This window comes from Exiguobacterium sp. R-17 (genome assembly GCF_049913315.1).
In the GTDB taxonomy this organism is placed as follows: domain Bacteria; phylum Bacillota; class Bacilli; order Exiguobacteriales; family Exiguobacteriaceae; genus Exiguobacterium_A.
The window spans coordinates 1,422,348-1,448,553 of the sequence record NZ_CP184372.1 but is presented as its reverse complement, the minus strand read 5'-3'; the positions used below and the strand labels follow the sequence as shown (position 1 = coordinate 1,448,553).

Here is a 26,206-nt window from a genome sequence, read left to right as displayed (position 1 = left end):
ACAAACAAAAAGGAGGTTTTATGTATGCCATACGGTTCTTCCCACCCAATCGTCATCATCGGTGCCGGTCCGATCGGTCTTGCAGCTGCAGCTCAACTTGTAGTGGAAGGTCAATCGTTTTTATTATTTGAGAGAGGTCCTTCGATTGCGCATCAGGTCAAACAATGGGAACACGTTCGGATGTTTTCAACATGGCAATACAATATCAGTGATGCAGCACGTCATTTGCTCGAGTTGACGGACTGGAGCGCCCCAACGGACGATGCTGTGCCGACCGGTACTGAATTAATCAATCAATATCTTGCCCCACTTGCTGCTTTACCGGAAATTGCCCCTTTCCTACATTTCCAACATGAGATTCTCTCGATCTCACGGGCAGGTCTAGACAAGATGACGAATGCCTCACGCGAAGTGACGCCGTTTGAATTAGTCATGGACACGCCGAATGGACGTAAACATATTCTCGCTCGCGCGGTCATCGATGCATCTGGCGTCCTCCGGCGACCAAACCCTGCAATCAGTTCTGGTCATCGAGTCGAAATCGAGCAGAACTTACCTGTCCGGTATTCGATCGTAAATGCGAAACGTGATACTGTTGTTTTCGCGAATCAATCCGTCGCTGTCATCGGTAGCGGGCACTCGGCTTTGAACTCGCTTCTTGAACTCGTCTCCATTAAAGCGCAACACCCTGAAACGGAGATTCATTGGATCCTTCGTAAATCGGACCCCGTTCAAGCTTACGGCGGCGAAGATAAGGATGCACTGGAAGGTCGCGGGGCACTCGGTTCACGTATCCGTCAGCTCGTTGAAGGAGATCAGATTAGGATTCACTCCAACTTCAAGACACAATCCATTGAATCGAAAGGACAGTCGTTTGGCATCACTGCGCAAGATGGTCGATCCCTCCATCACATCGATCAGCTAATCGTCAACGCAGGAAGTCGACCCGACTTTTCGTTCCTCGAGGAAGTACGGCTTGATATCGATCCTGTCACCGAGAGTAGTCGAGTACTTGCTCCTCTGATTGATCCGAACTTTCATAGTTGCGGAACTGTCCGTCCACATGGGGAAACGGAGTTACGTCATCCAGATCACGGACTTTATCTGGTCGGTGCGAAGAGTTACGGTCGTGCTCCGACCTTCCTGCTTGCTACCGGTTATGAACAAGTTCGATCAATCGTTGCTTTTCTTGTCGGAGACGAGGCACGTGCCAAGCAGGTCAATTTATCATTACCAGAGACGGGTGTGTGCAACGTTTCTCTGCCACAATCATCGACTTCCTGTTGCTCTTAAAAATATACATCGGACCAGTCTTAGACAGGTCCGATTTTTTCTGCTAGCTCTATGATCACACCTTCTGGTCCTATTATGTAACATAGGCGATACTCATTTTCGTAATTCGCGACGTCCCCAATCGGTTGATATCCATGCTTCGCTAACCGCTTGAGGAGTGTATCGAGTCCTGTCACTTCAAAACAGAGATGACGCAATCCACTGGAATAAACGGGCTGAACGACAGTGGACGTCTCAACTGGTCGTTTGAACCGAACCAGTTCGAGCCAGATTGCTTCACCTGGTAACCCAAGAGCGACACATTCCGTCTTTGCACCGTCTAGATCCAACAAACGATCGAGCAACTTCCCTTCCATTTCCCATCGTCCACGTACTTCGAGCCCGCACAGCGAAAAAAAGTGAATCGCTTCTTCTAAATTCACGACGTTAAGACTGATATGATCCGTTCGTTTAATCGGCATCCTTTATTCCCCCTCAAATGTGTCAGAATGTTGTCAAACCGTTGCTAGAAAGCACATCTAGAGCGTTTCGACGTGGTGTCTGCAGTTTGTATCGTCATTAAAATATAAGTATGAAAGATCGTGTCCACTTACGAAAAGGAGTCGATATAACATGGAAGACGTCAACCTTCTCGTCCTTGCGACCTAGAACATATTTTGGGTCAGATTCGGTCTGATTACCTTCTCTGCCGTCAAAACGATGTCCGCAACGAAAAAATTGAAATCCACTTAATCAAAAGACCGGATGTTTTGAGCATCCGGTCTTTATTTGAATTCATGCTGTAAATTCTGTGGAAATCCTCCGTTTTTAAAGATAAAACTTGACAGTCTAATCCGGTTCCCATCCATATCTAGAAAATAAGTTACGTTAGGTTCATTTGCAAATTCGACTTCGATTGAAGCCGGATTCGCCGAAGACTCATACGAAAATTTTTGTGTTTTTGTAGTGTAGACTTCATCAGGAAATCGACGTGCTAGTTCCACCTTAAGCAATTTCTCATTCTCAGCAATCTGTTGATTGATGAGCGTCGGTCGGATGTACCAAAAGGAACTGCACCCGATTGCCACCAAACCAAGTAAAATTAAGCCATATCGCTTCCACCGCTGCGGCAGGAATATCACACCGCAGCTGATTACGAGTAGTGTAAAAACGATCGTCATCCCTTCGATTATGAAATTTGGTACCATCTCATTCACTCCTTTCGTTCTATCCTCGACTAGAAAACCGTGATATGATCAATTCCTATGACAAAAAATAGGAGGTCTATGATGCGAAAAATCATCCTGATTGGTTCTGGTGGGTCAGGTAAATCGACGCTTGCCCGCGAGATGGGCAAAAAACTCAGTTATCCCGTTGATCACCTCGACAGCTTATTGTGGCGTCCGAACTGGGAGGCGGTTTCGCGTGAGGAACAACGCCAGATTCAACAAACACTCATATCGCGTGATACATGGATCATCGACGGTAATTACGGTGGAACGCTTGACTTACGAATCGATGCCGCTGATACGGTCATCTTCCTTGATCTGCCGCGGACGCTTTGTCTGTACCGTGCGCTGAAACGGACCTTGCGCTATCGTAAGACCGGCCGACCGGATATGGCGGCAGGCTGTCCCGAGAAACTGTCGCTTGATTTTCTGAAATGGATTTGGCGGTTTCCGATCGATAAGCGACCGAGTATCCTTTCAACGCTTAAAGCGACGTCCGATAAACAAATCGTTCATTTGCGGTCCCGCCGCGCTGTCAAACAGTTTCTTCAATCACTTTCATAACATCCGTCCATCTGTTACCTTTCGTAATCCTTAGTGATGTACATACGACGAAACAAATTTACTCTCCTGCCCGTTTTCCAGTCATTACCACAAATAAAAAAACGACCATGACGGTTACCCCTCATGGTCGTAGTGCAATATCTTACACGCTGAATCTGCCTGTGACTTGTTTTAAATCATCCGCCATCGTCGCGAGCGATTGCGATGCAGACGAAATTTCTTCCATCGACGCCATCTGCTCCTCGGTCGAAGCGGAGATGTTTTGTGTCCCAGCAGCGGTTCCTTCCGTCACCGCTTGAATCGTCCGCATGACAGAAGCGATTTGTTCACTCGCTGCCGCCATTTCCTGAACGGCGCCGGACACATCTTCGACGTGCCCTGTCACGTCGGTGATCGCTGTCTTGATTTCCGAGAAGGATGTCCCTGCCTGATCGACGACGGCAATCCCGCTCGTCATCTCGGTCGAGACTTTCTCCATCGAGGCGACCGATGCTTCTGTCTCTTGTTGGATGACCCGAATCAAGGACTCGATCTGTTTTGCCGAGACCGCCGATTGTTCCGCAAGCGTCTTGACTTCCGCTGCGACGACGGCAAATCCGCGTCCTTGTTCACCAGCGCGCGCTGCCTCGATTGCGGCGTTTAAAGCGAGGAGGTTCGTCTGTGCCGCGACACCTTTGATCGAATCCGTGATTTGACCGATTTCCTGTGATCGGTTGCCAAGACCATCAATGACTTGGCTGAGACGCGACACGTCTTCTTGAATACGTCCCATCTGTGTTCCAAGTTTACCGACGACCTTCCCCCCGAGTGCGACTTTTTCCATCGCGTCCGCCGTCCGTTCCGTCATCTGTTGCGCATTGCCGGCGACGTAGCGGACGGACGTCGTCAACTCTTCAATCGTCCGTGAAGCATCGGACACTTGATGCAGCTGTTGACTTGCACCGCTTGCCATCTCTTCCATCGTCACAGCGACCATCTCTGTTGCTTTCGTCGTTGATTCCGCATTGACGCTAAGCTCATCCGACGCAACGGCGACGCGGTCTGCCGTTCCCGTAAGTTCAAGGACGACTTGTTGTTGTGAGGCGATCATTTCATTAAACGATGTCGTCAATTGACCAAGTTCGTCTTTCGAATCATAGTGACCTCGGACAGTCAAGTCACCCTTACCTGACTGATTCATCCAACCCTGCAGTTGACGAATCGGACGTGTGATGAGACGTGTGATGTATAAGGCAAGTCCTGCAAACAAGAGGACCGCCAGTAAAAAGATACCGAGCATTAAGTAAAAGGCGGTTTGTTTTTCCGCTTGATTCTGTGCATCTAATACCTTCGCTTGTTTCGTCATTGAGGCCATTAATGTTTTTGCCGAGTTCGCGACGTTATCCCGGACTTGTTCCAAACCATCGGAATACGCCGTGTAGGCTTCTTCCTCTTCATTTCGTGTCGCTGCATCTTGAACGAGCGTCATCGAGTTGTCGTAAGCGAGGACATTATCCTTCAACTCCTCGAGTTGTTTCTTTTCTCGCGCATCGAATTGCCCCGTTTTTTCAATCTTCGTGACCGACGACCGAATCTGAGCCTGACGTGTATCGATATCAGCTTGAAGTTCTGTGATGCGTTCCTCATCCTTCGTTAGGATCATCTCGACTAAAAAGGAATCGAGAGCCCGTGTATCGATCCGAATCTGTGCTACTTCTTGGATCGGAATCAAGTTTTCCTGATACATCGCTCGGGAAGCGTTTGACATCTGGTTCAAGAAATAGAGTCCTGCTCCCGCAATGAGTAGCATCGCAACGACGGCTGTTGCGATCAAAGCTTGTATCTTCCGTCTGACTGACATGTGTTTCATTCCATCCCCTCCCGCTTTTGTTATCGGTTCAGGATTGAAAAAGTTGACTATTTTTTCAATATTCCCATACTTTAGATGTGCTTTAGTAAAGACTTGCCATACGACTTTCTCCCTTGCGTTCGATATAATCAGCATACAGCAGTTGAAGAAAGGATGAGTCCCATGCAACGAGTAGCCAATGAAATCACGCAATTCCGCGGCAGTCATTATGAGTTCGGTCGCGAACAAGGGCGTTACGTCAAACGAAATCAGTTGCTCCATAACCGAGAGGACAACTGGAAAATCCGTGTTCCTCGCTTTCAAGTCGATCCGGTCGAGACGAAGGAGATGTTCCTTCGGTATGCTCCGCACATCTGGGACGAGTTGCTCGGATTGCAAGACGAACTCGAACTATCATTACCAGACACCTTACTCCATTTCGGACATTACCGGGTCGAAGGACCGAAAAGCGGTTGTTCAATCATGACCGGTGATAATTTCCTCGTTCGAAACTATGACTATCATCCGATGACGTACGACGGACGATTTTCCGTCTTTCAACCGAACGATGGCGGTTCAGCGATCATCGGTCCGGCTTCACGGGTGACCGGTCGAATGGACGGGATGAACGAACACGGTCTTGCGATGGGTTATAACTTCATCAATCGTCGGCGGCCGGGCGACGGGTTCGTCAGTTTTATGATCGGGCGGATCATCCTCGAGATGTGTACCTCGGTCGACGATGCGATCTCACTCGTCAAAGAGATTCCACATCGCGGATCGTTCACGTACGTCGTCCACGATAAATCCGCGCGTTCGTTTGTCATCGAGGCGACGGCACGCGACGTCCAAGTGCGGGAATCCAACATGTGTACCAATCACTTCGATTTGCTACAGCACGAAAACCGCTATCACCTGGATGACTCAAAACGTCGGATGATGGAGCTAAAGACACATCAACATATGATTCAAGATGCGGAATCCGCTTTCCGACTCTTGAACGATACTGATAAAGGCGTCTTCGCTGATTTATATGCGCAGTGGGCAGGAACGATCCATACGTCTGCCTACTTCCCGGAAGAGTTAAAGGTCTGGTTCGCGCTCGGTGGTGATCAGGAACCGGTCACGTTCGACTTTGCCGACTGGCTCGCTGGCAACGACTTCACAGCAAACGAGATCACAGGAGAACTGGAGACGACCATCCAGTTTGCAAATACACTTCAGACATGGCGTTAAACGAAAAAGATGCCTCCTGCTTGCGCAAGAGGCATCTTTTTACTGGGAAACGTCTAGTCGTTTCGACATATAATAATCCGTTTTCTCATACCCAAGCGAGTCATACACATGAATCGCCCGTTCGTTATGCGCGAAGACGTGTAACGAAATCTTTTTGACGTTCATCCGTTTTAACATCACTTCCAGTAATCGGAGTGCTTCTTTGCCGTACCCTTGGTTTTGTTTATCGGACGTAATCTTGACATCGAAGATGAAAGCGGAACGTCCGCGTGATTCTTCTTTTAAGTGAACCCAGACCATTCCAATGTCGCTGTCTGTCTCGTCACGAAACGTAAACAAATAATGATCCTTCGTTTTCAGACCTTCAGGCAACAACGTCGCAAACTCATCTGTCGACTTATTATGCGCCTCGTTCTCTGACCACGTACCGGCGCGACACTTCTCTGCCGCATACTCCTCGATTGCGACCGGTAAGTAAGCATCATACGTCGCTTGATTCATTGGCTCGATGCGCATGCTGCTACCTCCTGCGTTTTCGTCCAGTCCCGTCGTAACATCGCATAGACCTGGAGGTCGTGATAAGTCCCGTACAATTTCTCAGCATCCCGTAAGACGCCTTCTTCCGTGAACCCGAGTCGTTCCGGGATCCGTCTGCTCCGGACGTTTCCAGTCGCACACTCGATGACGACACGATTCAAGCCGAGCGTCTCGAAACAATAGTGCGTGACGAACCGGACGACGTCCGTCATGACACCTTTCCCGAGTCCCTTTTCTCCTAAGTAATAGCCGATCGACGTTTGTCCGAGGTGCCGATTAATTTCATGTAAACTGATCGTTCCAACGAGCTCGTCCTGAAGATAGATCCCGCATGTAAAGCCGTTACCATCGGCGAACTGTTGTAGCCATGCTGGAATGACGATCTCCTGATATGTACTTGCCTCTGTTGCACCATCGACCCAACCGAGCCATTCGCGGAGATGGGCGCGATTAGCATCGACGAGGGCGAATAATCCTTCCGCATGGTGCCGTTCGAACAATTGAAGCGCTACGTGATCGGACACTTGTAACCTGAACATGACCTCTCCCCTTTCTAGTAACTGTTGTTTGACGTCACGACGTCGTTTCCCTGCTAGACGTCACGTTCCATTCCATCCGTCTTGAGCGGACAGACATTCCGAGTGCCTCGTAAAAGGCGATCGCTTCTTGATTGGCGTCATCGACGCCGAGTTCGATCCGGTCGCAACCAATTGTTTCCGCATGCGCGTAAGCGGCTTGCATCAATCGCTTGCCGACGCCTTGCTTCTGATGCGTATCCGCAACGACGAGACTGATGACCCGTAAGTAATGTTTATCAAAGACGAAGCCGCTCCCTTCGATGATATCTTCCTTTAAGACGATCACACCGGCAAGTCCCTTGTGTTCCGCGACTAATAATGCATAATCCGGATTCTCGAGTTGCGATAAAAATAAGTCTTCCGAAACCGGCATCTCGTGCGGACGGTAATGATCAGGTCGTAAGGCGACGTGTTGATCGTGGATTTGCTGGAACAATGGAATCAAGGCCTGAAAATCGTCAGGACGAGCAGTGCGGATATTCATCAGAAGTTCGCTCCCTTTTCGTTTTGTAGTATATTAACATATTATTCCAAGGTGTAGGGATACTTTTTATACAAAACGGCACTCCGTTTATCGGAATGCCGTCTCTCACTTAAATGGCTTTTGTAAAGTCTCGCGCTGTCTTCGTTAACGTCGATGCCGCACTCTGAACGTCATGGAAGCGATCGACCGTTTCCGAGACGACGGTGACACTTGCTTGTGCATCCGACATTGCTTGCGTCATCGCACGGGCAATCCTCTGCAGTTCATCATTCATTCGCTGCGTCGTTTGCCGGACATCGACGACGGCTTGTTCGACGAGCTTTGAGAGATTTCGGACTTCCGTCGCGACGACATTGAATCCTTTGCCGTGTTCTCCGGCTCGCGCTGCCTCGATCGATGCATTGAGTGACAAGAGATTCGTCTGTGACGCAATTGTTTTGATCGTCTCGGTCACTAGAGTGATGTCCTGTGCCTGGCGTTGCAACCGTTCAATCGTCTGATGGTTATCACGGGTCGTCTCGGCCATCTGTTCGATTGTTCGTCGTAACGCTTCGCTTTCCTGCTCGCCATGCGTCGATCGTGTATTCAAATCACTAGCAATCGTGTCAAACGAAGTCGCGAATTGTTGAATCGTCTGCTGACGATCTGTAATATCGGAGGCAATTTTCAAAACACCGGTCACTTCCGTTCCATCGTAAATCGGCATATAGGTTGCTTCTAGCCAAATCGATTGACCATGCGCATCGATGCGTTCAATTTTATCTGCCGTACTGAAGCCACTAAACAGCTTCTGCCAAAATGCTTGGTAACTGTCACTCATTGCAAACTCCGTCGTGCAGAAGAGGTGATGTTGCATCCCGATCATCTCTTCTCGTTTATATTTCATCGTCTTTGCGAATAAACCATTGACGTCGACGACACGACGTTGCCGGTCGAATCGAATCATGGCGACATTATCTTGCAGGGAGGCTAAAATATCTTGGGATCCTAGGTTGGTTGAAAGTTGGGTGGTCATGATTACAAACTCCTCTCGTCATCTACCTCCCGTTGCAGGCTATCCAAGATATTACAAATTGGAATAGTATGAATTAAAGATATATGACTAAAATTTTTTATTTTCTTTACATATAGCCAGACAGCGATGGAATGAAACGTGATTTCTCTAAATATTCATATCCTACACCTCTTTTTTAAACTTGTCTTTTGTTCCCAACCTGATATACTCAAATTAAAACTTATTAATTTTTTTTAATAAGTAAACTAGTTTGGAGGTCTTTGTTTGTCTGAACTTATTTCACATACACGTCACGCTTTTTTAGTCGAGCATCTGGATACGATCCCTGCGATTCGCCACGTCTTGGATGTCAGTTTTCCGACTGCGAGCAAACAGATCGATCAGATGATCGCTGCTCGGGAAATTGAAGAGACACCACTTGAATTGGTTCGCGGAGGGCGTCCGGCAAAACGGTATCGCTATCGCGCGGATCACTTCCACGGACTCTCTCTTTATCTCGAACGCACGTATCTGCAGTATCGCATCCACGACGTCGGTGAACATGTGATCGCAACAGATCGCCTGAACTTCGATTCGACGGATCATGGATCTGTTTTATCGAAAACGCTATCAACATTACTCGACGATCATCCAGATGTTCAAACGCTTGCGATTGGTGTTGCCGGTGCCGTTGATACAACCGGCACGATTCTATTCGCCCCAGATTATCCGTCGCTTGACGGTCGCCCCTTGCAACAAGAACTGACGGAACGGTTCGGGCGACCCGTCATCGTCGAAAATGATATGAACGCGGCGGTCCGTGCGCAAGCTTCTGATAACAATACGACCGTCTATATCTATCTCGGAACGAACGGACCGGGTGCCGGTGTCGCCGTCTCAGGTCATGTCGTTCGCGGAGCGCATCACTTCGCTGGAGAGATCTCGTTCATCCCGTTTGACGAGAAACGAAATGTTGGTCAAGTCCTCGCGACGACTGCACCACACTCTGACGATTGGCATGAGGCATTATGTCGGATCATTCTCTCGTTTAGCGTCACCTTGAATCCGGATGTCATCTTGTTTACGTCGTCCGATGTCTCGGAAGACGGATTAGCACGGTTGACGGATCGATGCGCCAAGCGCTTTCCGCTCGACAAATTACCTCAGTTGCAGCAAGGCGACTGGGAAACCGATTATTTGGATGGTTTGATGCAACTGAGCATCCAGTCATTCATTGAACAAATTCCGTTAGGAGGACTCGCCCGATGACCCGTCTACTATTACCTTTGATTTATCTCGCTTTCATCAGTCTTGGTCTTCCGGATGCGTTACTCGGTACGGCGTGGCCCGTGATGCGGCTCGATCTCGACGCACCGCTCGACATGGCAGGGTGGCTCTTCATGACGATTGCTGCCGGAACGATTGTCTCAAGTCTGTTTAGCGGTCGACTGATTGATCGTTATTCAACGGGTCCGATCACGGCAGCTTCTGCCGGTTTGACGGCCCTGGCATTGATTGGTTTTTACGTTGCTCCGTCCTTGATTTGGCTCTTCGTCCTTGCGATCCCGCTCGGACTGGGTGCTGGAGTCGTTGACGCGGCGTTGAATCATTTCGTCGCCACCCATTATCAAGCGCATCACATGAACTGGCTACATTGCTTCTGGGGCATCGGTGCGACGGCTGGTCCGCTCATCATGGCTGGTGTATTGCTCGATTCCGGCTGGCGTTTTGGTTACCTCGTCGTCGGCGCATTGCAACTCGTCTTGATGATTGTCTTGATCGTCAGTTTACCGCTCTGGAAACGGGCTCCGAAACAGGTGTCTGAACAGGTTCAGACCGTGAATACGTCGTCCGGAAAACCACGCGGATTGATCGCCGCTCTCGCAGCGTTTTGCTTTTATTGTGGGGTTGAGGCGGTCGTCGGGCTGTGGGGCAGTAGTTATCTTGTCCAAGTCCGGTCCTTTTCCGTAACATCAGCAGCGACGTGGATTTCCGTCTACTACGGAAGTATCACCGCGGGGCGATTCATCAGTGGTTTTCTATCGCTGCGCTGGTCGAATCGTCGTTTGATTCGTGTCGGTCAATGGACGGCATTCGTCGGAGCCACCTGTTTCATCCTCGCACCTGCTGCCTGGATGCCGCTTGGTTTCGTACTTGTCGGGCTTGGTCTCGCACCGATTTATCCGGCAATGCTCCATGAGACGCCGGTTCGCTTCGGGGAGGCCGCGGCGCAACGGCTGATGGGGGTACAAATGGCATTCGCCTATACCGGTAGTACCTTCATGCCGCCATTGTTCGGATGGCTGGCGACGTCCTACTCCTTATCGTTGTTCCATTGGTTTACGATCAGTCTCATCTTCTTGATGCTGGTCGCTACGGAAGGCTTGAACCGGATGTTATTCAGACAGCGATTGGCAAAAGCGTCTTGAAAAAGGAGGAATGGAGATGAAGATTGAACATATCGCCCTCTTTGTGTCAGACTTGGAAGGGATGCGTCAATTCTACGAAACACATTTTGATGCTACGGCAGGCGAGCGGTATCATAATTCGACGAAAGGGTTCACGTCGTATTTCCTGACGTTCTCGAGTGGTGCGCGTCTTGAGTTGATGCAACGGACGGATATCACGGAACGGACGATGAATGCGCTCGGGTATGCCCACTTCGCCTTTTCGCTCGGCAGCAAACAAGCGGTCGATGACTGGACGGCTCGTTTACGGGACGCCGGTATAAAACATCTTGACGGTCCCCGGTCAACGGGTGACGGGTATTATGAAAGTACGATCGCGGACCCGGAAGGTAATGTGATTGAGTTGACGATCTAATGATGAAACGAAACAATCCCTCATTCTGATTAGAGTGAGGGATTGTTTGTCGATTGATAGCTGTTCCATCGTTTGCTGCTTGTTGGTATATTTCGTGACGAGTAGGTGTATGGCACGCATTTCATTCAGACTATCTTTAGGCGACGATTACAAAACTCTTTCACTGTAAACATTTGTAATGATATGCTAAAAAAGAACCAAATTATGACTATACGTATTCATTTTAAGAGGAGGCAGTTTATGCGAAAACATCTAGGATGGATCTCGATCGGCATCGTAGTCTTTACTTTTATAACGTTCAAGTTCTTGCCTTTCAATGGCTTTTGGGGAACGAACTATATGTTAGCTGGACTAGTGCTTGCGCTAGTGTGCGCCATCATAAGTCTAAAAAATACGGGGAAAATCCTTGCGTTAACATTACTCACTTCTCTATTGGTGCTTTTTATTTTTTCAGTGATCGGCTTCTTGGCACTAGCTTAAGTATTTCTAGAAGCGATTACATTCGATTAGCTGACATCATTACGATATTTCTTCTTGAACACGTCATACGTTGCTGAATCACTGAACAGTAAGAAACAACCGCGATCATCATAAAGATTCATGACAATATTTCGATCTACGTTCACGAAAAAGACTTCCGGATAGTCTGTATGCGTTTGACGAAATCTTGGATGCAGCGTCGGGAAATCCTGATGGCAGATCGCTTTGATTAAACGCTTATAATCTAATGCGTTTTTGTTCGGTAATAACACGGCATATTCGATCACTTGCTCTTCTTCATCCATCACTTTCTCTACAAACTTTATGTTGTATTTATCTGCTCTACGTCTTAACTGACGAAACACTTTCGTCGCTGACTGTTGATACTTACCGCGCTCACTTCTCACATGCACAATTAAATAAAGGGACTCCTCTTCTCGGAATACATCTTCAAACAGTTCGTTTGATTTTTTGTATACCTGTTTGAAGTATTCTTCATTGATTTCATCTAAATTATCCTTTAGCTGATAAAGATCCTTCACTAAATCTACGTGGAATACTAAATCCTTCTTGACAAAGGAACGATCAAATAAGTTCACCTTCCCAAAATGGTGTTGCAAGTATTTTTCGAAGTTCATTCCAAAGCTCCTTTATTCTGATGAGGACAGATTAATTTAACGATCGATACAACAAGTCTAGAATGGAGGATGAAAAGATGATCATTGATACATTATCGATTCATCCTGAACAACTAGAAGTAGTTGCCACAATGATTCATACCGAATTCGTTTAAAAGAAAAAAAGACGACACCCTATGAACAAATAAAAGCCTTTTTGGACAAAAAATCTGATGAGTCGTATCCTGTGACGTTGATTGCCTTAGATGATGTCACGTGTATCGGAACCGTCTCCCTCTTTGAAAATGACTTGAACGAACGACCAGCCTATACGCCTTGACTCGCTTCTTTATTCGTTGAAAAATTCTATCGGAATCAAGGGGTCGCGCAGCAACTCATCAATCAATTAATCGTTTACGGCAAATCACGACAGATCACAACAATCTATTTAAAAACAGAAAACGCTTCAGCATATTATAAAAAATTAGGATGGACTTTAGTTGAGGCGATTGAGACGACGAATTCACCCATGTATATTTTCGCTTATAATATTGATGACGCTTAATACGTTTTAGTGAGCGACAACAGCAACTATTAATACTTTACTCTTATGAGATAACAGAAAGGACGCTTTTATGAATCTCGAAATTAAAAGCTATCTTGAAATTCCGCCTGAAAAAGAAGAGCATGATGTGAATCAAACTTATCCAGGATTCGTAGAGATGACCCATACGATCGACAACGATATTTTTAACTATACTTTTGGTCGAGCTGGCGGCTATCCTGCTGGAAAAGTCGTCTTTTGTATAGAGGGCACGCCTCTCCCCTTTAACGCACACGTGAGCGAGCTATTCCAATTTTGGCATGCGTTAATAAAAAGTGTGACCACAAATGATTTGCATGACATCGAAAAGTTTGATTGGTCACTTCCATATGAAAATGAAGAAATTTCTAACCAGTTCATTATTCGATTTTTCTATCGAAAAAAACGAGTAGAATTTTATTATCAAAATCAACTCTTGGCTACTTATTCACTAGATACCTATAAAAAAGCAGTCTTGCATGGGTTTTTAGATTTCATGTGGCATACGAATCTGGAGTTTGAGACGATCGTGTATGATTCGCTTGGTGAGGAGATTAATTACGGAGCAATGCGAGAAGATACAGGAGACGATTTATACACATGTCGCTACATCTTTTTACAATTCATGAGAGAACTTTATCGTCAAAAAAATGATATACAGACGTTGATTGACTTCGATTTTAAGATTAGTCGCCCTTTCTCTAAATTACATTATGATTTAAACGACTAAGGACATACTGACTTAGACGAATTTACAGTCCTTTTTTAAATCGATTCTTCGTATTCGTATAGACGCCTGCAAAAATTATAAAAAACACGAGTAGAACGAAGCCTACTACGAATAAAAACGAATATCCAGATATCTCACTGAATGCGATCAATAATAGGCTAAAGCTAATCCCATACATGATCTTCCCCATGAATTTACACAGGGCGACTTCGTCATATGTTTCCTTTTTACTTTCTGACATCGTATTATATCCTGCAAGCAATGAGGCACCCTTTCCTCTTGATAAAACGATCGCAAACACTAGCATGGGGATTAAAATCACGACATACACGATGGAATCGTTCAAGGTCGTTCGCTCCTTTCTCCTGTTTTAATAGATATCATGTTATTTATCCATTTACGTTCTATAAGCAGTCTGCGTTTCATAAAATATCATAAGTACACTACCACAGTAATATGTTGATTTAGTAAATGACCGAAAGAACAATCGTATGTTGAAACTCTTAATCGTACCCATTGTCTGTATCCCTCTATTGATTCTATCTGCGTGTAAGGAATAACACTCAAGTGCTCAAGTAAGAGCAAAGACCGCAGAGATCAACCAAGATAGTGAGCTGAACATCGTTCTACTATATGATTCCTACCAAAAATACTTTAGCGCTAGAGAGCGATTCCTTTTGAGTCAGAACCGCATGTAAAGCTTTCATCCTTAGTTCTTCTGGTTAGCGTGTCCACTTTGTTCGATTATCAAATGTAGAGAATACTCCCATGCGATATTTTGTCCTTCAACTCTTCAAGGGCGTGACTGAAAACTCGAAGAGCGAGGCGATTGACTAAATCGAGTCTGTTCCATCCTCACCCATCATGACGAAAATGATGTATTGTTTTTGACCTATCAAAATCTAGATGTAGCTATATTAAAAGCTCCCCCAAAAAGTAGACAGTTGAAATATCAAAGCTGTCTACTTTTTTAGGAAGCTTACCATTCTTATTTCATCAAGACCATTTTTCTTCAGCATCCATCCAACAATTGTTTTTTAAATCAAGAGAATCATCACTATCGTGTATCGTAAAGTACGATGGAAGATTTAGTGACGCTCCACCAGCTTTTTCCCAGCACAATCTGAACCATTGTGCAAAAACGCTTTGTTCTTGTGGAATTAACTTTTCTTCATTTTGCTCATGAAATTCAAAAAAAACATCGAGTTGACTGTCGTTCATTTGATGATATTCGACTTCTTGTAATACATCTTCGCTCCCAGCAAAAACAGTTGAATCGTTTCCTTCGTAAAATACTTCATTTGCTTCTTTATCCATTGAGAACATGATGACCGAAAGTTCGAATCTAGTCGGTTCAATGAATGCTGTGAAGTCCAGTACTTCGATGTCCTTAGAGAACGGATAAGAAAAGATTTTCTGGAGTTGGTCCTCCACTAAACCTGACTGCTTTTCAAGATGGATCTTAATTGAATCAATATAGTTTTCGACTGTAAACATGATAAGTCCCTCCAAGCATGAATCTATCAATTTATGTTGTTAATTCGTCAGCCTTGCTTCATGTTTTCATCGTGTTTCTCTTGAAGTCGTCTCTCTAGAACTAATACGTATATTACAGCAACCAATACTCCAATTATTCCTGGCAAAACAGCAACGATGGGATCCTTCAAATATGCGAATGGAATTACATACGTCAACAACATCTTGATTCCATATGAAACCAACACGGACTTCAGTAAAACTAAAGTTATAGTCCGCTTTTCGATATTCCCAAAAAATTGATGTCTTTGTTTCTCTACGTTATGTATACCGAGCCAAGATAACATCCTCAAATCTCCTTTATTCACAGCTAATAGTTGACAATCATCACTCTACCATACGACCTTCTATTTGTATTAAAAAGTAAGTTTACTTTAATGATTTTCATCAAAAATGCTTATCAATATAAAAAAAACTAACCTAATCAAAATTTACGATACGTATAAGAGGATGATTCATAGTTATCATTAAGTAAGTGAGATAGGATGACAGACGTTTAGAATAGAAACGTACACCTCTAATTGTTTGAATAACATCCCATTTTTTGTATACTGATAATGGAATTTATACAAATAAAAGGGGGTCTTCTCTTGAGAGCAAAACTTGGCTGGATTTCTATCGGATTAATGGTTCTTACTTTCTTGGTACTTTTTACATTCCCGATTAATGGATTTTGGGGCGACGCCATCCTCATTGGTGGTCTGGTCCTTGCTTTATTAGCTGCTATCTTTAGTAATCGAGGTATAGGCAAAATGTTAGCTTTTATTTTAAGGCTGTTTTCGTAAACTTTGTTGCTTTTGATTATGATTATTTTTGATTAACAAGAACAATTGTTCTACAATAGAAATAAGTAAATATGGAGGTGTAAAATATGAGACCAAATCTAACAAAAGATATCAGTGTAGATAGTTTTAAAGATTTCTATTGGTTGAAAGAAGAATTGCAATCTTTTTGTAGGGAAAATGGAATAAGTGCTTCTGGTTCAAAGATTGAGATTTCCGATAGAATTGAAACATTTCTTCGAACAGGTGAGATAAAAAAGCCAATTAGAAAATCAAAGGTAAATAGTAAGTTGGAGATACAGGTCGATTTAAGTCTTGATACAGTCATTTCGGAAAACCATCGTTGTAGTCAAAATGTAAGAGCGTTTTTTAAGACAGTTATCCCGAAATTTCATTTTTCCACTTATATTCAAAACTATTTTAAAAACAATGTTGGAAAAACATATCGTGATGTATTAGACGCTTGGTATGAGGAAGAAGAACGAAAGAAAGACCCTTCGTATAAGAAGGATATTGCACCTCAATTTGAATATAATCAATTCATTCGTGACTTTTTTGCTGACCCGAAAAATCAAGGGAAAAGTCGTGAAGAAGCGATTGTAAACTGGAATGAAATCAAGAAACTTGCTGGAAGCAATAAATATACATCTAATAATTAGTTAAGCACATCTCAACATTTCTACTGTGATGTGATTTGACTTTCGACAGGCGGAAACAAGCATTTGTTTGACACGTTCATCAAATGCTATTTGTTTGCCCAATTCAAGCCAACGAAACCAGTTGAGGTAATTATCTAAGTATTTGGTTGCCACGCCTTGAAAACGTTCCATCCAACCCTTTAAACGGTTATGAGAGTTATTTACGTGCTGAATATGATATATCCCTTTTTTAACACGCTGTTTCTGACGTTTATTTACCGTTTCGTGTTGTAATCCCTTTAGTTTGGCAAACTTCTTATAATTCGTTGCTGTATCTGTACATAATAAAGAAGATGGGTGAATATACTCACCTATCACAATATCAATTTCTTCGGCTTTTACACGACCTGTCCCTGCTTTACGAGCAATCATATTTCCATTACGGTCTTGTGCCACAACAACTGCTATTTTAAGGTTAGAAATCCCTCTTTTATTGTCTTTCTCTCCACGTTTCTTGGCTTTTCTATGGGTAATTTCACGACCTTTCATAGACTCTCGAAAGAAGGTTTCGTCACTTTCAACGATACCTTGTAATTGGTTAAAACCAAGACTTCCTAATGCGTTCAAGATTTTATGTCTCCAATAGAATGCAGTAGAGATATGAATTTTTTAGGGATTTTCGCATAAAATCGAATCGATCGAATTGGATAACGAATGTCTAAGCTCTTACAAAGATGTGACAGTCCAATAAGAACGCTCCCTCAGAGTATATGTAAAAGAGAAAACATTCTTATATATCCAATAGATCGTCACGCAGTCATTTCAGCATAACTTTATCTGAGAGTATGCTCTTTACATTCTCTATTATATCTTCGGTTGCTTTTGACGTTTTGACCTTCTAGATTGAAAGTATTTACTTTTTCGCTTCAAACGTTAGTTTTTTTTAATGCACCTTCTCCTCTTTACTCAAGAATCAATTTAAACTTTCCTTCATGAATGACATCTGAAACTGGTGTTAATGAAAACTCTTGCAGTGTCTGCTCAGATTTTTTTTGTCGGAAATCTGCCATTAACTCCGTTCCTAAACTGTAAACAGTCAATCGAGGAATATCCTTCGCTTCACTTCCAGTGCTAAGTTCTTCGTAGCTTAAGGAGTTGTTCTTAACCTGTTCGAGTATCTTCTTTTTATCGTTGAAAGCCATCTTTTCTGTTTCTATAGGGGTCGCTTTAGGATAAAGTTCCTTCGCAAACACCTCCGCTTTACCTTCGAATATGAGATAATCGATGGAACTTGGTTGTCTGATTTCAGGATGTTCGTTCACTACGGAATGATTATACTCATGCGCAACAACGTACTCCAGTATCTCATGCGTATACTCTTCACCTAACATAACCACCATACTACCATCGCTCATCGTAGAACCAATCAGCCCGCTCGTCGCCTTTGCGGCGTATCGATACTCTTCCGATAATGGTAGCATCAGGATAATCTTATCTTTACCAGGAAGGTGGTCAGCTGATTTTCGGAGTGCCTCATGAACAGCTTTCATATTTTCTTTCTCTTCGTGCATCAAACGTTTCGTCAATCTTTTTAAATCGTTCAAATAGGAAGTGGCGGAAAACACGTCATTGAACCCCTTGAAATCAAGAAAGATATCCTGCTCTTTCTGAATGCGATCCAGTTCCCGACGGACGGTTTTATCGAAGATTCGCTGTAGGTCCTCGTCCGTGACGTTTGTGTCCTTCATCTTTTTCTGAACTTTTGTGATGTAGTCGATATAGGCTGGGTACAATGTAATGATTTTTGCATGCTGGTCTTTTGCTAGTTCAACTTCTCGAATAGTGGACTTGGGTTTCTCAGTCGACTGCGTCGGTTGGGATGTACATCCTGATACACAACAAATGAGGATTGATAAAAAGAACGCTAGACGTATTCTCAAAATTATTTACCACCTTATTGTTGAAATGATTGTATCGTATAATGCTTATAAAATAATTATATAGATCTATTTTCCATCTATCCACAAAAAAGTAAGTTCCCGTTTATTCATAGACCATTTTTAAGAACCGATAACGTTATCTACATCAACGGAATTCGTCCTATCGAACATCGGAATTGCCGCGCCTGGTCCACTCGATACGAAGACTGGACTTCTGTTATCTCCACCAAATCTGCCAGGATGGGATGAAGTCGACTTGGTTAACCCACTTTCCTCCGCATTCGACTTACCCGTCTTTCTCGAGAACGATGCCAATGCCGCGGCTCTTGGTGAAGCGTTAAACGGTGCGGGACGTCACTCATCATCTGTCTACTATGTGACCGTTAGTACAGGAATCGGTGGAGTTTTGTCTATATGAAACAACTAATCCGTGGAGCAAATGGATACGCTGGTGAGATTGGCAATACGATTATCGACTCCTCGAGTCCACTTGCATCCTGTGTTGAACAAAGGTTCTCTCGAAGGATATGCCAGGGATACAGCACTACAATCACGCGCTTCAAATCGACATGTCTCATCCATCGAGCGATTACTCGCCCATCCGCAAGAGAGGGATCGTTTTACTAATTATTTAGCAACTGGACTTGCAAACATCATTCACACGATTGATCCGGAAGTCATCGTCGTTGGAGGAGGTGTTACGGGATCTGCTGATTTATACTGGGAAGCGTTACAGGAACGTGTTCGCGAACTCGTATATCCTTCCCTTCGTTCAAAGGTCGATATCCGTCTTGCCGAATTGAAAGGACAGGCAGGCGTCATCGGAGCTGCTGCTCTAGATGGAGTAGAGTAAGCACCACATCACTTACCTTATTTAATCAAAGCAAAGAGGGTGATCCATTCCGTTATTGAAATGGATCACCCTCTTTGTATACATCCTATCTATTTGAATATAGCTATTTTTTAGAGCAGCGAATTGCTAAAAATGACTTCAGCTCGTTCTCAATCCGTTTTGGGTTTAAGGAAGAACAGAAAAATGTTAAATACTAAAAAAAGACCAAGCAGTACCCACAAGACAGAATAAAATGCTGTATTCGGGACGAACAAATAATCTATCAATAACACGATTAAAAAGAGAATATATCCAACAAAATATACTTTTTTCTTTCGCGAATCCATCGTCTCATCTCCTTTATACATATGAGTGTTCTGTCGATTACTTCGTATTTTTTATAATCACTACAGTTAAAACAAGGGATGGGATGAAACAAATCAGTAGATCCGAAAGTGAGATCGAGAGTGAAGTAGGATGAATCAGTATCTCTATCCCTTTAAAAATGGCACCGAGCACAACAAGTAACGATAGGAGAACCGGAACGAAATTACGCATCCATCTCGGAATACTCAGCCACATCCGTAAGATCTTTTGTGTTTTATCATCCATGGCATTCACCTCTTTTACAATTTTACATAAATTAGTATATCATACGGATGATTTTTGTGAAAAAATGTCGAAATCACGTGTCGATTGAATCTTCTCCTTTACGTATAAAAGCAGTAAAAAAGAAGCTTACATGATGTGTAAGTGCCTTTTTACTGCCTTATAGGATACAGATCAATGTCTCTTCCCCTGCTACTTTGAACTAATTAATCACACCTTCTGCACTACAATAAAACTCCAGAGGAATGTTGTGTGTGGAAGAAATACCATGTTGAATGAATTCTCCACCGACCGTTACATCGTATGTTCTTCCGCCATCCATCAAAGTAGCGGTATATCCAAGCTGTCTCCATGTCCCCTTACTCGATGAAGCGGTTGACGTCATAGACGTGATAGTTTTAAAGACTTGCCTTTCTGCCTCCTCACGAAGTGCGGTATCAAATGTACCAGTGATCGAAATGGCAAATGTTGTCTCCTTCGCATGAATCGTTTTTGATTTAGATGTGGATTCTTTCTTTGAGAAATCGAACGTCGATGCGAACTTTACTTTGACTCGATCTTCCGCTATCTTTCGAAAACGGTTCGGCGTCACCCAATCCTTTTCCTTAAAGGATTTTTGATCGACGAGTTCTAAATCTGTATCTGGATGATGCGAATTAATAGTACGAAGAATAACCGCATACTGCTGATAATATTGGTTTTTTTGTTGTGGAGTCAGTGCCTTTTGTTTTCCATCTGCAAATGCCTCGTACATAAAGGAGCTGGTTAAGGTAACACTCAATGCTGTTAAGAACGTCATCGTTTTACGCTTCATTTTTTCCACTCACTTTTTTTAGATTATGTAATATATTCTCAAATTATCACGTTATTTGTTCTTTTCCTATACTTTCACCGTCTGTTTTTCTATTCTTACTCACACTTCAATTTTATAGTTATTTTCGAATTGAAATTTATGAATTCAGCGTGATGTGACTTAGACCATTATTTATTCACAGATTCTGTGATGAGGAAGTTAAAGTCATTTGCTCCTTTTCCAATCATTGCTTTATATTGATGTACGAAATGAACTGCAGTACCTCTCTTTTCTGGTCATTAAAAAAACGACCTCTTTTGGGATCGTCTTCCTTTAGAAAAGATGTACGCTTTCCATCATAGTGTATCGTGGACGCGCATCCGTTCTAGTTCTTTTTCTTGGTTCTTTTTAAAAGATTTCCGGCCATTCGACCATTCAACTGAAAGTACAATCCAACCGAATCCTAAAATTAAAGCATAAGCTAGAAAACTATTGTACCCACCATTGAGGTATCGCCATGTCATGACGATTGTCAATAGAAGCGGCATAATGACGCCAAGATACGGATTATTTCGACTCGCTAATAGTTGCTGTAATCCTAATCCAACGGTGATGAATAAAGCAGAAATGATAAAGTTCATTCGTTGTTACCCCTCTCAAGTCGATATTTTTCGATGATTTTTTTGGCATCTTCAATCGTGATCCGGTCTTCGATAGCCATTTGTTTAATGTATGCGATGAACGGTTCATTCTCGATTTTCTCATTCACTTCGATTTTCTGAATGATCCGATCGACGCGAATCCGGACTGTGGGATAGGAGACATCATAATGTTTCGCCAGTTCTTTCAAAGAACCCGAGCTTATGATGAATTTTTTAACGAATTCTATCTCTTCCAATTCTAGAGATAAAACCCAATCCGGAACATCATCTTTTTTCATTTTCCATTTCCCTCCCATGTCACCATAATAGCATTTAATTAAATAAAGTTAAAGTATTTTTGATATTAATTAAAAATTTAATCAATAAATAATTAAAATATATTCATTATTTCGCTTGTCATATTGATTCGAGTCATGGTAGTTTAGGAATGTCAAATCGGAAAAATAAGGAAAAGGAGTGTTTTACTTGAAAAGAACAACGGAATACATATTTGCTGTCATCGGTATCGTCTTGTTTGGATCATTATGTTTAGGTGGGTTTCTATTGTCTGGATCGATTGCGGATCACGCTGGCATGAAGGAGTTGGTCGATCAATTCATCCAGGATGAGAACATTACGGATGTCACGTCTACCCAAATCCTCACATCCTTCCAACAATTCTTCTTGTACCTTGGTGCCGTCTCCCTCTTATGTACGATAGGCGGAATCGTCTCGATCGTCCGGATTCGCAAAAACGGTTCAGCAGGAAAGATGTTGATCATTACTGCAATTCTCGGTGGGATCTTCACATTACTCGCCGGTGTCTTTGGTTCAATCGCTTACTTGATCGCCGGTATCACTAACGTCACGAAGAATAAAAAGATAGCACGGCAATACTAAACTCAAACAGAAAGGTGTGTCGATATGTTCGCGATTACACTTCGAGAATTTAAATCGCTTTTCCAAAGTATTCGAGCCATCCTGATCATCGTCGTCTTGTTCGGTGTGACGATTGGATCTGCTAAACTCGTCAGCCAGTTCAAAGGACAACTCAGTGATCTCGGTCTAGGTGAAAACGCCTATATCATCGGTTTGATGCTGCTTCTGTTCTTAGCATCTCCTTTATTCGTAACGAGTATTTCTCATAGTAGCGTCAACAAAGAGATTGAATCGAAGACGATTCGTTTTCTTGCGACGAAAACATCACGTGAGAACATCATTTTCGGGAAGTTTTTAGGTAACGTTTCGTTCTGGATCCTCTGTCTGACAGTTGCCCTCTTGTTGATCGTTCCGTTTTCAAAATCGTTCCCGATCGTCGATTTGATCCAAAGCATCATTTTCGTCTCTTACTTCATCTGTCTGTCGCTGTTTCTTTCGACAGTCGTCAACAGCTCTGCAATGACGATGTTCGTCGGCATCTTCATCTCGATTGCGCTTCCGGTCATTGGGATGTGGAGTCTTATTTCGAAGAATGTCATCGTTGATACGTTGTCTTACTTGACGCCCTATTATTACTATACGCAAGAAAACACTGCATACACGTATCTTGTCTTGATCCATATCGCCGTCTTCGTCATCGCGAGCTTGATGATCTTTAAAAGGAGAGATTTATGATGCTAGCCCTTCGCGCAACCAATCTAACGAAACAGTACGGCAATAAGACCGTCGTCAACCAGTTGAATCTCGAAATCAAACAAGGGGCCATCTTCGGCTTCCTTGGTCAAAATGGCGCCGGTAAATCAACATTCATCAACATGATCACGGGTCTTGTCCGCCCGACATCCGGAACGTTCGAGTTACTCGGAGCACCGAACGATTCCTTGAAGGACGTCCGGACCCGAATCGGCGTCCTGCCGGATTACTCGACCTTTTACGAAAACTTCACGGCGCTCGATCACTTGAAGTATTTCAGCAAAGTCCTCGGTCTGAAGACGACGACGGACGAGTTAAAGCAACTCCTCCGTGATGTACAACTCGAAGACGCCATCGATGTAAAAACGAAGAACTACTCGTTCGGGATGAAAAAAAAGCTCGGGATCGCCCAAGCCCTGATTAATCGACCGGAAATCCTGTTTTTAGATGAACCGACGTCTGGCGTTGATGCCAACTCGATTCTCGGAATTCATACTTTGATTCGCAAGATCGCAGCAGACGGAACGACGATTTTCTTAACGTCTCATAACTTGGACGAGGTCGAAAAATTGTGTTCGGAGATTGCGATCATGCAGGACGGAACGATTCAGACGCAAGGCACGATGGAGGAGTTACGGGAACAACATGAGAAGAACATCACCGTTCACGTAAAACATGCGTTGCTCGACTATGATACACAACAACATCTGCAGATCAAGTTGTCGACACTTGCGAAAGACGTCAACGTCTCCTCTACTCACTCGACGTTCATCGTCCAAAGTGAACACGATATTGCTACGATCAATAGCTACCTCGTCTCGCAACAGGTTAACGTGTATCGACTCGAAGTCGAGGAAGCGTCGTTGGAAGAGATCTTCTTGAATCTAGGTTCGGAAGTCCGCTCAGCATAAAGTTGATTAACTTCATTCATTTAGAGTTCAAGAGGTTTCTGAAAACATTAGCAACGATTTAAATTATTCAACTAAGAGCGAGCTTAAAAAAATAGGGTATCTCACATCGTATTTCTCAGATGTCAGATACCCTATTGCTAATATGGAGTTAAACATTTATCACTTAACAAAATATGACGATTATTATACTAGCTTGTTCGCTGCGTACTTCTTTTTAGAGCACTTAACTCAAAATAGTCGCATTCACAACTACTTCATTTTTTCCAAAAGACAGATTAGAACTAGGCATTAATCCCTCTTCATCCATTTCGATGCTTCTAAAGTACTCTTGTGCAACCATCGATGTTTTGAACTCAGCAGTTGGGTCGATTGTTTCGACTAAGTTTTGTAATTCTTCAACTGTTGTTACGAAAAACTCTTTGCGTAAATTTACTTTATTAAATCGCTTAGCCGTCAATTCTTGATGAAGTTGATATTCTAACCCTACTGCATCATCGGAGAAAATCATTGCATGTACATCAAATTTAAATGGTACAGAGGCATCTCCAAGTTCGTCGACCCGATCTTGTGGGTTCATACGTCTTGTCATTCCCACTTTAAATATCTGTTGACCGAACGATCCTAGATTCGAGATAACGTAAACGTATCCAGCCTTACCGTTCGCTCTCTTTAAAATTTCTTCTTTCTGCTCTAAAATGTTATTTTGTTGTTGTATAAGCTCTTCAACACGTAACTGTAGTTGAGCAATAATGTCAGGGTTATTTTCGCTTACTAGAAGCTCGTTCGCTCGTTGTAATTCTACATCGAATTTTGCCTCTTCTGATTCTAACTTTTTCTTTTGTGCTTCTAGTTCTTTGCGTTCTGCAGCTTCTTGACGCATTTGCTCTCGTATTAGACGTTGTTCTTCTTTTTCCTGTTCACGTTTAATGTAGTATTGATACTCAACATCTACCGCTTCGATGAATAATGGTTCTAGTTCTGCTAGGAATTTAGAGATTGTAGGTGAAATAGAAGCATTGCCGTTAGTTGAAATAGCTAAATATTTCCGAATTAAAGATTTCGCATTACCAATAGCCTCTTCATGCTTAGCGTACGTAAGAGTATATAGAATGTTTTGCAGCTCAGCTTGTAAACCAATTACCATTAGCTGATAAATAGCTTGATTCGTTTTTGTTTTGTAGCGATCTTTGTATTTGTCTAACAATGCAGCAATCTCTTTTTTGATTTTATTAATCTGTTTACGTAACTCTTTTGAATTCATGGCATGGTATTCTAACTCTACCAAACTCTTCATGATGCTTTCTTCATCATAATCTGCTAATAACTGTTCTAACTCATTCGGAAGATCTTCTTCATTGAACAACTTAGGGAATATATTAATTAAATTCCGAATACCATTGAACTCCGTTTTCAATTTTGAAAGTTTTGTACTTTGAGATTTAATATTTTTGTTTAACTTTTCATTTTCAATCGCTAAGACATCACGTTCTTCCGCAAACTTTTGGAGCTCGGCTACTTTCTCTTGATTGTCTAAAATGATTTTGTCGACAATTCGTTTCCCTTCAGATTCATATTCAAGACGAATTTGCTTTAAGTACTCCGTTTTACTCTCCTCAAAAATGCTCTCAGAATTCGAGATGTTGCTTTGAATTTCTTTTTGCTTGATTTCTAGCGTATCCAACTCTGATTTTAAGGAAGTGAGTTCTTGTTTTAAGTTCGTAATTTCAGAGATTTGAAATTTTAGTTTTTCAGACTTGATATAGTAGTAACGACCAAACCATAATACGATACCTATCATTGACGTTATACCAACCGTTGAAACTCCAGCTAGAATCAATAAGATTATTAGCCAACCATTAAAGTACCAAGGAATTTTCACCTTCATACCTCCAGATTTATCTTTCCCCATATATATCGACCTCTTCCTCCATAATGTT

The 26,206-nt window shown here is 43.1% G+C and carries 29 protein-coding genes and 2 pseudogenes; 15 read left to right on the top strand and 16 right to left on the bottom strand.

Annotated elements, in window-relative coordinates; genetic code table 11:
* Nucleotides 1–24: 24 nt before the first annotated feature.
* Complete coding sequence (locus ACN9MT_RS07670; protein ID WP_426273356.1) at nucleotides 25–1,293, top strand: NAD(P)-binding domain-containing protein; 1,269 nt, start codon at nucleotides 25–27, stop codon at nucleotides 1,291–1,293.
* Nucleotides 1,294–1,313: 20 nt separating this feature from the next.
* Here ACN9MT_RS07670 and ACN9MT_RS07665 read toward each other — a convergent pair whose 3' ends face one another.
* On the bottom strand, nucleotides 1,314–1,754 hold the full coding sequence (locus tag ACN9MT_RS07665; protein WP_426273354.1) for a VOC family protein: 441 nt from the start codon (nucleotides 1,752–1,754) through the stop codon (nucleotides 1,314–1,316).
* Nucleotides 1,755–2,057: 303 nt separating this feature from the next.
* Complete coding sequence (locus ACN9MT_RS07660) at nucleotides 2,058–2,480, bottom strand: hypothetical protein (RefSeq protein ID WP_426273352.1); 423 nt, start codon at nucleotides 2,478–2,480, stop codon at nucleotides 2,058–2,060.
* 81 nt (nucleotides 2,481–2,561) lie between these two features.
* On the opposite strand from ACN9MT_RS07660, the gene ACN9MT_RS07655 reads away from it, so the two are divergent.
* The gene (locus ACN9MT_RS07655; RefSeq protein WP_035408072.1) at nucleotides 2,562–3,065 is read left to right on the top strand and encodes a DNA topology modulation protein; all 504 of its coding nucleotides are present in this window, start codon (nucleotides 2,562–2,564) and stop codon (nucleotides 3,063–3,065) included.
* Nucleotides 3,066–3,207: 142 nt separating this feature from the next.
* Here ACN9MT_RS07655 and ACN9MT_RS07650 read toward each other — a convergent pair whose 3' ends face one another.
* Nucleotides 3,208–4,914: a methyl-accepting chemotaxis protein gene (locus ACN9MT_RS07650; RefSeq protein WP_426273350.1), complete on the bottom strand. Its 1,707-nt coding sequence runs from the start codon at nucleotides 4,912–4,914 to the stop codon at nucleotides 3,208–3,210.
* A gap of 162 nt (nucleotides 4,915–5,076) precedes the next feature.
* Here ACN9MT_RS07650 and ACN9MT_RS07645 point away from each other — a divergent pair, with 162 nt between their 5' ends.
* Nucleotides 5,077–6,129, top strand: a complete 1,053-nt coding sequence (locus tag ACN9MT_RS07645; RefSeq protein WP_426273348.1) for a C45 family autoproteolytic acyltransferase/hydolase — start codon at nucleotides 5,077–5,079, stop codon at nucleotides 6,127–6,129.
* Nucleotides 6,130–6,168: 39 nt separating this feature from the next.
* Here the strand turns inward: ACN9MT_RS07645 and ACN9MT_RS07640 are convergent, their stop codons facing one another.
* The 4 genes from ACN9MT_RS07640 to ACN9MT_RS07625 all read right to left on the bottom strand — a co-directional run bounded on the left by ACN9MT_RS07640 (nucleotide 6,169) and on the right by ACN9MT_RS07625 (nucleotide 8,743).
* On the bottom strand, nucleotides 6,169–6,645 hold the full coding sequence (locus ACN9MT_RS07640) for a GNAT family N-acetyltransferase (RefSeq protein WP_426273346.1): 477 nt from the start codon (nucleotides 6,643–6,645) through the stop codon (nucleotides 6,169–6,171).
* Complete coding sequence (locus ACN9MT_RS07635; protein WP_426273344.1) at nucleotides 6,627–7,205, bottom strand: GNAT family N-acetyltransferase; 579 nt, start codon at nucleotides 7,203–7,205, stop codon at nucleotides 6,627–6,629. The genes ACN9MT_RS07640 and ACN9MT_RS07635 overlap by 19 nt, the downstream gene beginning before the upstream one ends.
* Nucleotides 7,206–7,239: 34 nt before the next feature.
* Nucleotides 7,240–7,728 carry a GNAT family N-acetyltransferase gene (locus ACN9MT_RS07630; RefSeq protein WP_426273342.1) on the bottom strand — a complete coding sequence of 163 codons (489 nt, stop codon included), beginning with the start codon at nucleotides 7,726–7,728 and terminating at the stop codon, nucleotides 7,240–7,242.
* Between the two features lie 109 nt (nucleotides 7,729–7,837).
* Complete coding sequence (locus tag ACN9MT_RS07625; protein WP_426273340.1) at nucleotides 7,838–8,743, bottom strand: methyl-accepting chemotaxis protein; 906 nt, start codon at nucleotides 8,741–8,743, stop codon at nucleotides 7,838–7,840.
* Nucleotides 8,744–9,007: 264 nt separating this feature from the next.
* Here ACN9MT_RS07625 and ACN9MT_RS07620 point away from each other — a divergent pair, with 264 nt between their 5' ends.
* The 3 genes from ACN9MT_RS07620 to ACN9MT_RS07610 are packed head-to-tail and all read left to right on the top strand — an operon-like array spanning nucleotide 9,008 to nucleotide 11,545.
* Nucleotides 9,008–9,991, top strand: a complete 984-nt coding sequence (locus ACN9MT_RS07620; protein WP_426273338.1) for an ROK family protein — start codon at nucleotides 9,008–9,010, stop codon at nucleotides 9,989–9,991.
* Complete coding sequence (locus tag ACN9MT_RS07615) at nucleotides 9,988–11,151, top strand: MFS transporter (protein ID WP_426273336.1); 1,164 nt, start codon at nucleotides 9,988–9,990, stop codon at nucleotides 11,149–11,151. Before ACN9MT_RS07620 ends, ACN9MT_RS07615 begins: the two co-directional genes overlap by 4 nt.
* A gap of 16 nt (nucleotides 11,152–11,167) precedes the next feature.
* Nucleotides 11,168–11,545 carry a VOC family protein gene (locus ACN9MT_RS07610; protein ID WP_426273334.1) on the top strand — a complete coding sequence of 126 codons (378 nt, stop codon included), beginning with the start codon at nucleotides 11,168–11,170 and terminating at the stop codon, nucleotides 11,543–11,545.
* Between the two features lie 506 nt (nucleotides 11,546–12,051).
* Here the strand turns inward: ACN9MT_RS07610 and ACN9MT_RS07605 are convergent.
* Nucleotides 12,052–12,663, bottom strand: coding sequence for a DUF3885 domain-containing protein (locus ACN9MT_RS07605; protein WP_426273332.1), 612 nt, complete (start codon nucleotides 12,661–12,663; stop codon nucleotides 12,052–12,054).
* Between the two features lie 334 nt (nucleotides 12,664–12,997).
* Here ACN9MT_RS07605 and ACN9MT_RS07600 point away from each other — a divergent pair.
* Together ACN9MT_RS07600 and ACN9MT_RS07595 are read left to right on the top strand one after the other, a co-directional pair.
* Nucleotides 12,998–13,207, top strand: a pseudogene (locus ACN9MT_RS07600) (GNAT family N-acetyltransferase); the annotation flags it as partial.
* Between the two features lie 70 nt (nucleotides 13,208–13,277).
* A complete protein-coding gene (locus ACN9MT_RS07595) occupies nucleotides 13,278–13,955 on the top strand; it encodes a hypothetical protein (RefSeq protein WP_426273330.1) in 678 nt (225 codons plus the stop codon).
* Nucleotides 13,956–13,977: 22 nt separating this feature from the next.
* On the opposite strand, the gene ACN9MT_RS07590 is transcribed toward ACN9MT_RS07595, so the two are convergent.
* Nucleotides 13,978–14,262 (bottom strand): DUF3784 domain-containing protein, encoded by a 285-nt coding sequence (locus tag ACN9MT_RS07590; RefSeq protein WP_051353626.1) that lies wholly within the window; start codon nucleotides 14,260–14,262, stop codon nucleotides 13,978–13,980.
* 689 nt (nucleotides 14,263–14,951) lie between these two features.
* Complete coding sequence (locus tag ACN9MT_RS07585) at nucleotides 14,952–15,452, bottom strand: hypothetical protein (protein ID WP_426273328.1); 501 nt, start codon at nucleotides 15,450–15,452, stop codon at nucleotides 14,952–14,954.
* Between the two features lie 629 nt (nucleotides 15,453–16,081).
* Between ACN9MT_RS07585 and ACN9MT_RS07580 the strand changes: the two genes are divergently transcribed.
* Complete coding sequence (locus tag ACN9MT_RS07580; protein WP_426273326.1) at nucleotides 16,082–16,276, top strand: hypothetical protein; 195 nt, start codon at nucleotides 16,082–16,084, stop codon at nucleotides 16,274–16,276.
* 86 nt (nucleotides 16,277–16,362) lie between these two features.
* Nucleotides 16,363–16,932: a DUF6434 domain-containing protein gene (locus ACN9MT_RS07575; protein WP_426273324.1), complete on the top strand. Its 570-nt coding sequence runs from the start codon at nucleotides 16,363–16,365 to the stop codon at nucleotides 16,930–16,932.
* Here the strand turns inward: ACN9MT_RS07575 and ACN9MT_RS07570 are convergent.
* Nucleotides 16,933–17,580 (bottom strand): annotated as a pseudogene (locus ACN9MT_RS07570) (IS1595 family transposase); the annotation flags it as partial.
* Nucleotides 17,581–17,873: 293 nt separating this feature from the next.
* The gene (locus ACN9MT_RS07565) at nucleotides 17,874–18,659 is read right to left on the bottom strand and encodes a DUF2268 domain-containing protein (protein WP_426273322.1); all 786 of its coding nucleotides are present in this window, start codon (nucleotides 18,657–18,659) and stop codon (nucleotides 17,874–17,876) included.
* Nucleotides 18,660–18,981: 322 nt separating this feature from the next.
* Here ACN9MT_RS07565 and ACN9MT_RS07560 point away from each other — a divergent pair, with 322 nt between their 5' ends.
* Both ACN9MT_RS07560 and ACN9MT_RS07555 read left to right on the top strand, forming a co-directional pair.
* On the top strand, nucleotides 18,982–19,269 hold the full coding sequence (locus tag ACN9MT_RS07560; protein ID WP_426273477.1) for an ROK family protein: 288 nt from the start codon (nucleotides 18,982–18,984) through the stop codon (nucleotides 19,267–19,269).
* Between the two features lie 33 nt (nucleotides 19,270–19,302).
* Nucleotides 19,303–19,704 carry an ROK family protein gene (locus ACN9MT_RS07555; RefSeq protein ID WP_426273320.1) on the top strand — a complete coding sequence of 134 codons (402 nt, stop codon included), beginning with the start codon at nucleotides 19,303–19,305 and terminating at the stop codon, nucleotides 19,702–19,704.
* Nucleotides 19,705–20,494: 790 nt separating this feature from the next.
* On the opposite strand, the gene ACN9MT_RS07550 is transcribed toward ACN9MT_RS07555, so the two are convergent.
* The 3 genes from ACN9MT_RS07550 to ACN9MT_RS07540 form a co-directional block, all read right to left on the bottom strand.
* Complete coding sequence (locus ACN9MT_RS07550; RefSeq protein ID WP_426273318.1) at nucleotides 20,495–21,106, bottom strand: hypothetical protein; 612 nt, start codon at nucleotides 21,104–21,106, stop codon at nucleotides 20,495–20,497.
* Between the two features lie 335 nt (nucleotides 21,107–21,441).
* Nucleotides 21,442–21,726: a hypothetical protein gene (locus ACN9MT_RS07545; RefSeq protein ID WP_023468226.1), complete on the bottom strand. Its 285-nt coding sequence runs from the start codon at nucleotides 21,724–21,726 to the stop codon at nucleotides 21,442–21,444.
* A complete protein-coding gene (locus tag ACN9MT_RS07540) occupies nucleotides 21,723–22,025 on the bottom strand; it encodes a DUF2089 family protein (protein ID WP_214860266.1) in 303 nt (100 codons plus the stop codon). The genes ACN9MT_RS07545 and ACN9MT_RS07540 overlap by 4 nt, the downstream gene beginning before the upstream one ends.
* Nucleotides 22,026–22,212: 187 nt before the next feature.
* On the opposite strand from ACN9MT_RS07540, the gene ACN9MT_RS07535 reads away from it, so the two are divergent.
* From ACN9MT_RS07535 to ACN9MT_RS07525, 3 genes are read left to right on the top strand one after another with little or no spacing between them, the layout of a single operon-like run.
* Complete coding sequence (locus ACN9MT_RS07535) at nucleotides 22,213–22,626, top strand: DUF4064 domain-containing protein (RefSeq protein WP_058265893.1); 414 nt, start codon at nucleotides 22,213–22,215, stop codon at nucleotides 22,624–22,626.
* A gap of 24 nt (nucleotides 22,627–22,650) precedes the next feature.
* Nucleotides 22,651–23,340, top strand: a complete 690-nt coding sequence (locus ACN9MT_RS07530) for an ABC transporter permease (protein ID WP_426273315.1) — start codon at nucleotides 22,651–22,653, stop codon at nucleotides 23,338–23,340.
* Nucleotides 23,337–24,269: an ATP-binding cassette domain-containing protein gene (locus tag ACN9MT_RS07525; protein ID WP_426273313.1), complete on the top strand. Its 933-nt coding sequence runs from the start codon at nucleotides 23,337–23,339 to the stop codon at nucleotides 24,267–24,269. The genes ACN9MT_RS07530 and ACN9MT_RS07525 overlap by 4 nt, the downstream gene beginning before the upstream one ends.
* Before the next feature lie 223 nt (nucleotides 24,270–24,492).
* Here the strand turns inward: ACN9MT_RS07525 and ACN9MT_RS07520 are convergent, their stop codons facing one another.
* Nucleotides 24,493–26,178, bottom strand: a complete 1,686-nt coding sequence (locus tag ACN9MT_RS07520; RefSeq protein ID WP_426273311.1) for a GIY-YIG nuclease family protein — start codon at nucleotides 26,176–26,178, stop codon at nucleotides 24,493–24,495.
* Nucleotides 26,179–26,206 lie beyond the last annotated feature (28 nt).

Excerpts from the sequence above, each read along its gene's own strand:
- ACN9MT_RS07565 (WP_426273322.1), bottom strand. The coding sequence starts at position 18,659 with ATGAAGGACACAAACGTCACGGACGAGGACCTACAGCGAATCTTCGAT.
- ACN9MT_RS07540 (WP_214860266.1), bottom strand. The coding sequence starts at position 22,025 with ATGAAAAAAGATGATGTTCCGGATTGGGTTTTATCTCTAGAATTGGAA.
- ACN9MT_RS07650 (WP_426273350.1), bottom strand. The coding sequence starts at position 4,914 with ATGAAACACATGTCAGTCAGACGGAAGATACAAGCTTTGATCGCAACA.
- ACN9MT_RS07525 (WP_426273313.1), top strand. The coding sequence starts at position 23,337 with ATGATGCTAGCCCTTCGCGCAACCAATCTAACGAAACAGTACGGCAAT.
- ACN9MT_RS07590 (WP_051353626.1), bottom strand. The coding sequence starts at position 14,262 with ATGCTAGTGTTTGCGATCGTTTTATCAAGAGGAAAGGGTGCCTCATTG.
- ACN9MT_RS07615 (WP_426273336.1), top strand. The coding sequence starts at position 9,988 with ATGACCCGTCTACTATTACCTTTGATTTATCTCGCTTTCATCAGTCTT.
- ACN9MT_RS07530 (WP_426273315.1), top strand. The coding sequence starts at position 22,651 with ATGTTCGCGATTACACTTCGAGAATTTAAATCGCTTTTCCAAAGTATT.
- ACN9MT_RS07575 (WP_426273324.1), top strand. The coding sequence starts at position 16,363 with ATGAGACCAAATCTAACAAAAGATATCAGTGTAGATAGTTTTAAAGAT.
- ACN9MT_RS07665 (WP_426273354.1), bottom strand. The coding sequence starts at position 1,754 with ATGCCGATTAAACGAACGGATCATATCAGTCTTAACGTCGTGAATTTA.
- ACN9MT_RS07520 (WP_426273311.1), bottom strand. The coding sequence starts at position 26,178 with ATGGGGAAAGATAAATCTGGAGGTATGAAGGTGAAAATTCCTTGGTAC.
- ACN9MT_RS07640 (WP_426273346.1), bottom strand. The coding sequence starts at position 6,645 with ATGCGCATCGAGCCAATGAATCAAGCGACGTATGATGCTTACTTACCG.
- ACN9MT_RS07635 (WP_426273344.1), bottom strand. The coding sequence starts at position 7,205 with ATGTTCAGGTTACAAGTGTCCGATCACGTAGCGCTTCAATTGTTCGAA.
- ACN9MT_RS07550 (WP_426273318.1), bottom strand. The coding sequence starts at position 21,106 with ATGAAGCGTAAAACGATGACGTTCTTAACAGCATTGAGTGTTACCTTA.
- ACN9MT_RS07545 (WP_023468226.1), bottom strand. The coding sequence starts at position 21,726 with ATGAACTTTATCATTTCTGCTTTATTCATCACCGTTGGATTAGGATTA.
- ACN9MT_RS07630 (WP_426273342.1), bottom strand. The coding sequence starts at position 7,728 with ATGAATATCCGCACTGCTCGTCCTGACGATTTTCAGGCCTTGATTCCA.
- ACN9MT_RS07610 (WP_426273334.1), top strand. The coding sequence starts at position 11,168 with ATGAAGATTGAACATATCGCCCTCTTTGTGTCAGACTTGGAAGGGATG.
- ACN9MT_RS07660 (WP_426273352.1), bottom strand. The coding sequence starts at position 2,480 with ATGGTACCAAATTTCATAATCGAAGGGATGACGATCGTTTTTACACTA.
- ACN9MT_RS07670 (WP_426273356.1), top strand. The coding sequence starts at position 25 with ATGCCATACGGTTCTTCCCACCCAATCGTCATCATCGGTGCCGGTCCG.
- ACN9MT_RS07605 (WP_426273332.1), bottom strand. The coding sequence starts at position 12,663 with ATGAACTTCGAAAAATACTTGCAACACCATTTTGGGAAGGTGAACTTA.
- ACN9MT_RS07595 (WP_426273330.1), top strand. The coding sequence starts at position 13,278 with ATGAATCTCGAAATTAAAAGCTATCTTGAAATTCCGCCTGAAAAAGAA.
- ACN9MT_RS07625 (WP_426273340.1), bottom strand. The coding sequence starts at position 8,743 with ATGACCACCCAACTTTCAACCAACCTAGGATCCCAAGATATTTTAGCC.
- ACN9MT_RS07655 (WP_035408072.1), top strand. The coding sequence starts at position 2,562 with ATGCGAAAAATCATCCTGATTGGTTCTGGTGGGTCAGGTAAATCGACG.
- ACN9MT_RS07585 (WP_426273328.1), bottom strand. The coding sequence starts at position 15,452 with ATGTTTACAGTCGAAAACTATATTGATTCAATTAAGATCCATCTTGAA.
- ACN9MT_RS07645 (WP_426273348.1), top strand. The coding sequence starts at position 5,077 with ATGCAACGAGTAGCCAATGAAATCACGCAATTCCGCGGCAGTCATTAT.